General features: G+C 69.2%; 6 protein-coding genes. 3 read left to right on the forward strand and 3 right to left on the reverse strand.

The annotated features are described in order from the left end of the window. Positions 1 to 36 precede the first annotated feature (36 nt). Complete coding sequence (locus G6021_RS11815) at positions 37 to 699, forward strand: amino acid ABC transporter permease (RefSeq protein WP_095718779.1); 663 nt, start codon at positions 37 to 39, stop codon at positions 697 to 699. After that, positions 696 to 1,526 carry an amino acid ABC transporter permease gene (locus G6021_RS11820; RefSeq protein WP_179523725.1) on the forward strand — a complete coding sequence of 277 codons (831 nt, stop codon included), beginning with the start codon at positions 696 to 698 and terminating at the stop codon, positions 1,524 to 1,526. The genes G6021_RS11815 and G6021_RS11820 overlap by 4 nt, the downstream gene beginning before the upstream one ends. 301 nt (positions 1,527 to 1,827) lie before the next feature. Here the strand turns inward: G6021_RS11820 and G6021_RS11825 are convergent, their stop codons facing one another. The 3 genes from G6021_RS11825 to G6021_RS11835 all read right to left on the reverse strand — a co-directional run bounded on the left by G6021_RS11825 (position 1,828) and on the right by G6021_RS11835 (position 3,817). Further along, on the reverse strand, positions 1,828 to 2,604 hold the full coding sequence (locus G6021_RS11825) for an SDR family NAD(P)-dependent oxidoreductase (RefSeq protein WP_182641360.1): 777 nt from the start codon (positions 2,602 to 2,604) through the stop codon (positions 1,828 to 1,830). A gap of 60 nt (positions 2,605 to 2,664) precedes the next feature. Next, positions 2,665 to 3,093, reverse strand: a complete 429-nt coding sequence (locus G6021_RS11830) for a VOC family protein (protein ID WP_179523723.1) — start codon at positions 3,091 to 3,093, stop codon at positions 2,665 to 2,667. A 148-nt stretch (positions 3,094 to 3,241) separates the two neighbouring features. Continuing rightward, the gene (locus G6021_RS11835) at positions 3,242 to 3,817 is read right to left on the reverse strand and encodes a maleylpyruvate isomerase N-terminal domain-containing protein (RefSeq protein WP_182617653.1); all 576 of its coding nucleotides are present in this window, start codon (positions 3,815 to 3,817) and stop codon (positions 3,242 to 3,244) included. A gap of 151 nt (positions 3,818 to 3,968) precedes the next feature. On the opposite strand from G6021_RS11835, the gene htpG reads away from it, so the two are divergent. Beyond that, positions 3,969 to 5,972: a molecular chaperone HtpG gene (gene htpG, locus G6021_RS11840; RefSeq protein WP_179523721.1), complete on the forward strand. Its 2,004-nt coding sequence runs from the start codon at positions 3,969 to 3,971 to the stop codon at positions 5,970 to 5,972. Positions 5,973 to 5,974: the final 2 nt, after the last annotated feature.

The following is a 5,974-nucleotide window of genomic DNA, read 5'->3' on the forward strand; positions in this document are numbered from 1 at the left end:
CGGAGGCCCTCCACACCTCATGACGGAAGGTGGACCATGGGCGATATCTTCGCCGACTATGACGTCCTCGGGGCGGTGTGGGTCACCATTCAGCTCTCGCTCCTCGGGACGGTGGGCGCACTGGTGCTGGGGACGATCATCGCGATCCTGCGGGTCTCCCCGGTGGCCGTCCTCCGCGGACTCGGCACCTCCTACGTCAACATCTTCCGGAACCTGCCGCTGACGCTGCTGATGGTGTTCAGCATCCTCGGCCTGTCCTTCATCCTCCAGCTGTCCGTCTCGGACGACTTCGCCCGCAACGCCTTCTGGTGGGCCGCGATCATGCTCGCCGTCTACCACGCGGCGTACGTCTGCGAGGCCCTGCGCTCCGGTGTCAACACGGTCCCGGTGGGCCAGGCCGAGGCCGCCCGGTCCATCGGACTCGGGTTCGGGCAGTCGCTGCGGGAGGTGATCCTCCCGCAGGCGTTCCGAGGGTCCATCGCACCCATGGGTTCGGTGATCATCGCTCTCATCAAGAACTCGACGGTCGCCGCCGTCATCGGCGTGGGCGACTCGGCGGGGCTGCTCCAGGTGATCACGGAGAACGAGGGCGCGAGCCTGCCGACGTTCTTCTTCTTCGCCATGGTGTTCGTGATCCTCACCCTCCCGATCGGACTCTGGACCACGTCCCTCTCACGGAAGCTGTCGGTGAAGCGATGAGCACCCAGGCCGTCCTGTTCGACGCCCCGGGCCCCAAGGCCCGCCTCCGCCACAAGATCTTCACGGTGATCGGTGCCCTGATCGCCGTCGGCATCGCCTACGTGGTCTACATCCAGTTCGAGGCCGCCGGCCAGCTGCAGGCGTTCATGTGGGAGCCGTTCGTCACCGACCCGGAGGTGTGGACCTCCTACCTGATCCCCGGTCTCAAGGGGACGTTCACCGCGGCGGCCATCTCGATCGTCCTCGCGGTGATCTTCGGGCTGCTCTTCGGCATGGGCAGGCTCTCGCCGTTCGCCCCACTGCGGTGGTTCTGCAGCGTGATCGTGGAGTTCTTCCGCTCGGTCCCGGTGCTGCTGATGATGGTGTTCGCCTACTTCGGGTACTTCGCCACCTCGAACATCGTGCCCAATCAGCACGCGCCGCTGGCCGCGGTGGTCACCGCGCTCACCCTCTACAACGGTGCCGTCATCGCGGAGCTCGTCCGTTCGGGAGTCCACGGTCTGCCCTCGGGGCAGACCGAGGCGGGACTCGCGGTGGGGCTCACCCCGGGGCAGGTGCTGCGCTCGATCCAGCTCCCCCAGGCGCTCACGGCCATGCTCCCGGCCCTCGTCGGCCAACTCGTCGTCGTCCTCAAGGACTCCGCACTGGGGTACGGCATCACCTACCTGGAGCTGCTCAACTGGTCCAAGACCCTCGGCTCCGCCTACGCCAACACCGTTCCCGCGTACATCGTGGCCGGCATCCTCTTCGTGATCATCAACTACACGCTCACCAAGCTCGCCGTCTACCTCGAGGGGCGTCTGAAGAAGCGCCGCGCCAGGGCCTGACACCCCCGGGCGGGCGGGCGGGCATCTGCTCCCGCGCCTGTACACCTGCGGGGCAGGCGCCCGTCTCGATGAACACCGGCCTGCGCAGTTGCGCACGCGAGAGTTCAGGTACACGAGCGGCTGCGGTCCGCGGATGCGAACAGTGAGGGACGGGCGCGGCGTGGACGTACGCCGGGCCCTGGATACGCACGACGGCCCCGCCGGAATCCGATCCGGCGGGGCCGTCGTGTACCCGGGGCGACCCGGGGTCAGCGCACTGAGGGGTCAGCGCACTGAGGTGTCAGCCCACTGCGGTGTCAGCTCACTTCGGTGGCATCCGGATGCCACCGTCGACGCGCACGGTCTGCGCGTTCATGTACGGGTTGGTGAGCAGCTCCATGACCATCGACGCCAGCTCGTCGCCCGAGCCGAGACGCTTGGGGAACAGGACGCTCTCGCCCAGCTTGGCCTTGAACGTCTCCGAGTCGGGGCCCTCGCCGTAGATCGGGGTGTCGATGAGGCCGGGGGCGACGGTGTTGAGGCGGATCCCGGCGGCCGACAGGTCACGGGCCACGGGCAGGGTCAGGCCCACGATGCCGCCCTTGGACGCGGAGTACGCGGCCTGGCCGATCTGCCCGTCGAACGCGGCGACGGAGGCCATGTTGACGATCGCGCCCTTCTGGCCGTCCTCGTCGGCCTCGCCGCGGGACATGGCCGTGGCGGCCAGTCGGAGCATGTCGAACGAGCCGACGAGGTTGATCTCGATGACCTTGCGGAACGAGTCGATGTCGAAGGCCGAGGCGAACTCGCCGTCCCGGCCGATCGTGCGCTGCGCCCAGCCGATGCCGGCCGAGTTGACCAGGTACCGCAGCGGGCCCAGCTCGAGCGCGGCCTCCACGGCCTTGATGTTGTCCTCGGTCTTGGTCACGTCGACGGCCACGAACACGCCGCCGACCTCGCCTGCGAGGGCCTCACCCTTCTCGGCGTTGAGGTCGGCGACGACCACCTTCGCACCCTGCGCGGCGAGCTGACGGACGACGGCGGCGCCGATTCCCGACGCACCGCCCGTGACGATTGCACTTGCTCCGGAGATATCCATGGCTGAACCGTAACAAGCGGAGGTGATCGATACGGGTGTCACGGGGCGGTCAGCCGGAAATCACCCGGCCGATCCGTCGACCACCACGTCCCAGCGGATGCCGAACCGATCCCGGACCTGACCGTAGTGGTCGCCCCAGGGAGCCACCTCGAACGGCATCGCCAGCTCGCCCCCGTCGTCGGCCACGGTGGCGATGAAGGTGCGGGCCTCGTCGGTGGTGTCGAAGGCGAGCAGGAACGAGTAGACGTCACTGGCGAGCCGGGGCAGGTCCTCGCCCATGGCGTCGCCGCCGGTGAGGGTGATGCCCGGGGCCTCCAGCGTCGCGTGGGCGACCGACCCGGACGGCGGGGTGAACGGGATTCCCTCCATCGGCGGCATCTGGTCGTAGGTCATCAGGTCGAGTCGGCCACCGAAGAGGTCGCGGTAGTACGGGAACGCCTCGGAGGCGTTACCCGGGAAGGAGATGTAGGGGCTGGACTGCATGGCCATCGCGGATCCTCTCGCCTGCGCGCCCCGGCCCGTGCCTGAGGCGTTCTCCGCATGATCGACGCTAGACCGGTCGCCGGCCGCAGTCACGAGAAATATCGCCCTCCGCCGACCGGGGTGAGCGTGTGCGCAAGGTGGGCGGCGGTGTCCGTCAACCGGGGTCGCGGCCCGCCACCGCGAGCAGCCCGGCACGCGCGTCCGCATCGGGTCCCACGGATCGCGCCGGGGCCAGCACCCCGAAGGTGCGCATGAGCTCCACCACGTCCCGCCCGTTCTCGAGCACCCAGCCGGCGAGCGTCTCGGCCTCGTCGGACTCCCATGATTCTCCGCGCAGGTCGTGGGCGTGCACGAGGAGTTCGAAGACCCGCAGCGCCAGCAGGTCCCGGACGGGGATCTCCGCGAGCCGGTGGGCGACCAGCTCATCGGCGTCGGGGGCCGAGGCCAGCCGGTCACGAAGCCCGGCGGAGGTACGGGACAGCGCACCCACGGGGTCGTCGCCGGCATGGTCCGCTGTCCGGGTCCAACCGATCTCGGACTCCGGCAGGCGCGGGAAATAGGCCGCGTACCGCAGACCGCCTCCGAGGACGTGGTTGGCGCAGTCCCGGCGACTCCATCCGGGGCACGACCCGCAGTCGCCGTCGAGCCCGTCGGCGAGCGCCCGCCCGAACAGCTCGGTGGCGGCGTCGAGGACGGCCAGGTGGTCGTGGGGCAGCGGGTTCTCGGTCACGGGGGCTCCTCCGGAATGTCCGGACCCCACAGTAGGTTGATCGTGTCGTCGTGAACAGCACGTCGTGATCAGTCCGGTGGGGGTGCCCTCACGGGGCGCGCCCGCCCATCCCACAGACCCGCCCATCACAGAGAGAGGAACCCTCGCCACCATGAGCCCGCAGACCTCCGGCGCAGCCGAGACCCGGGAGTTCCAGGCAGAGACCCGGCAGCTGCTGGATCTGATGATCCACTCGATCTACTCCAACCCGGACACCTTCCTCCGAGAGGTCATCTCCAACTCCTCCGACGCCCTGGACAAGCTGCGACTGGCCGCTCTCCAGGATTCCTCGCTGGGGGTCGACACCTCGGACCTGCACATCGAGTTGATCCCCGACGAGCAGGCACGGACGCTGACGATCCGCGACAACGGCATCGGGATGTCCCGCGACGAGGTGGTCGACCTCATCGGCACGCTCGCCAAGTCGGGCACCGGTCAGATGCGCGAGGCCCTCGCCGCGGCCCGCGCGGCTCAGGAGTCGGGCGAGGCCAGTGAGCAGGTCACCGCGGACCTCATCGGCCAGTTCGGCATCGGCTTCTACTCCACGTTCATGGTCGCCGACGCGGTCACGTTGGTCACGCGCAAGGCCGGCGAGGCCACGGGTACGCGCTGGACCTCGGGCGGCGAGGGCACCTACACGATCGAGGAGGCACCGGACGCCCCGCAGGGCACCTCGGTGATCCTGCAGCTCAAGCCGGCCGGTGGGGACGCGGCGCTGCCCGACTACGCCGCGGAGTCCACGCTGCGCCGGGTCGTGCGCACCTACTCGGACTTCATCGCCTGGCCGATCCGGATGGAGGTCGAGAGGCCGGCACCGGAGCCGACGGGGGACGACGACGAGGGGAACGACCCCGCCGCGGAGAACACCCTCACCGAGACCGTGACCCTCAACTCCCAGAAGGCGCTGTGGACGCGGCCCCGCTCCGAGGTGACCGACGAGGAGTACTCGGAGTTCTACCGTCACGTCTCCCACGCCTGGGACGAGCCGCTGGAGACCATCACCCTCAAGGCCGAGGGGACGTTCGAGTACCAGGCGCTGCTCTTCCTGCCCACGCAGGTGCCGTTCGACCTCTTCTCCCCGGATACCAAGCGCGGCGTCCAGCTCTACGTCCGCAGAGTCTTCATCATGGACGACTGCGAGGAGCTGGTGCCGCCGTTCCTGCGCTTCGTCAAGGGCATCGTCGACGCCCAGGACCTCTCGCTCAACGTCTCGCGCGAGATCCTGCAGCAGGACCGCCAGATCCGAGCGATCCGCAAGCGCCTGGTCAAGCGGGTCCTGCAGACGATCGAGCAGATCAGGACCGACCGTCCGGAGGAGTTCCGCTCGTTCTGGAAGAACTTCGGAGCGGTTCTCAAGGAGGGCCTGATCTCCGACGTCGACGCCCGGGAGCAGCTCCTCGCCGTGAGCACCTTCGCGTCCACTCGTGCAGCCTCCGACGAGGCCACCGGGGGCGACGACGACGAGGTGGGCACCACCATCGCCGAGTACGTCTCCCGCATGGCCGAGGGGCAGGAGGAGATCTACTACCTCACCGGCACGTCCCGCGCGGCGGTGGAGAACTCCCCGCACCTGGAGGCCTTCCGGGCGCGGGGCGTCGAGGTGTTGGTGCTCACCGACCCGGTCGACGAGGTGTGGGTGGACGCGGTCGGCGAGGTCGACGGCAGACGCCTGCGCTCGGTGGCCAAGGGCGACGTGGACCTGTCCGGTATCGGCTCCCCGGTCGAGGAGGAGAAGGGCCAGGCGGATTCCGCGGAGTTCACCGGCCTGCTCGAGTGGCTGGGCGAGGAGCTGTCCGACGAGGTCAAGCAGGTGCGGTTGTCGCAGCGGCTCACCGAGTCCGCGGCCTGCATGGTGGGCGACGAGTTCGACATGACCCCGCAGCTCGAGGCGATGTACCGGGCCTCGGGCATGGAGCTGCCCGCGAGCAAGAGGATCCTGGAGCTCAACCCCTCGCATCCGCTGGTCGAGCGGCTGCGCTCTCAGTACTCCGAGGATCCGTCGGCCCCGGGCCTCGCCGACACGGCGCGGTTGCTCTCGGGCGCGGCCGTCCTGGCCGAGGGGGGCACGCTCGCCGACCCCGCCGCCTTCGCCAAGCTGCTGGTCGACCGGATCTGACG

This window comes from Dietzia sp. CW19 (genome assembly GCF_014145265.1).
Taxonomy (GTDB): Bacteria; Actinomycetota; Actinomycetes; order Mycobacteriales; family Mycobacteriaceae; genus Dietzia; species Dietzia natronolimnaea.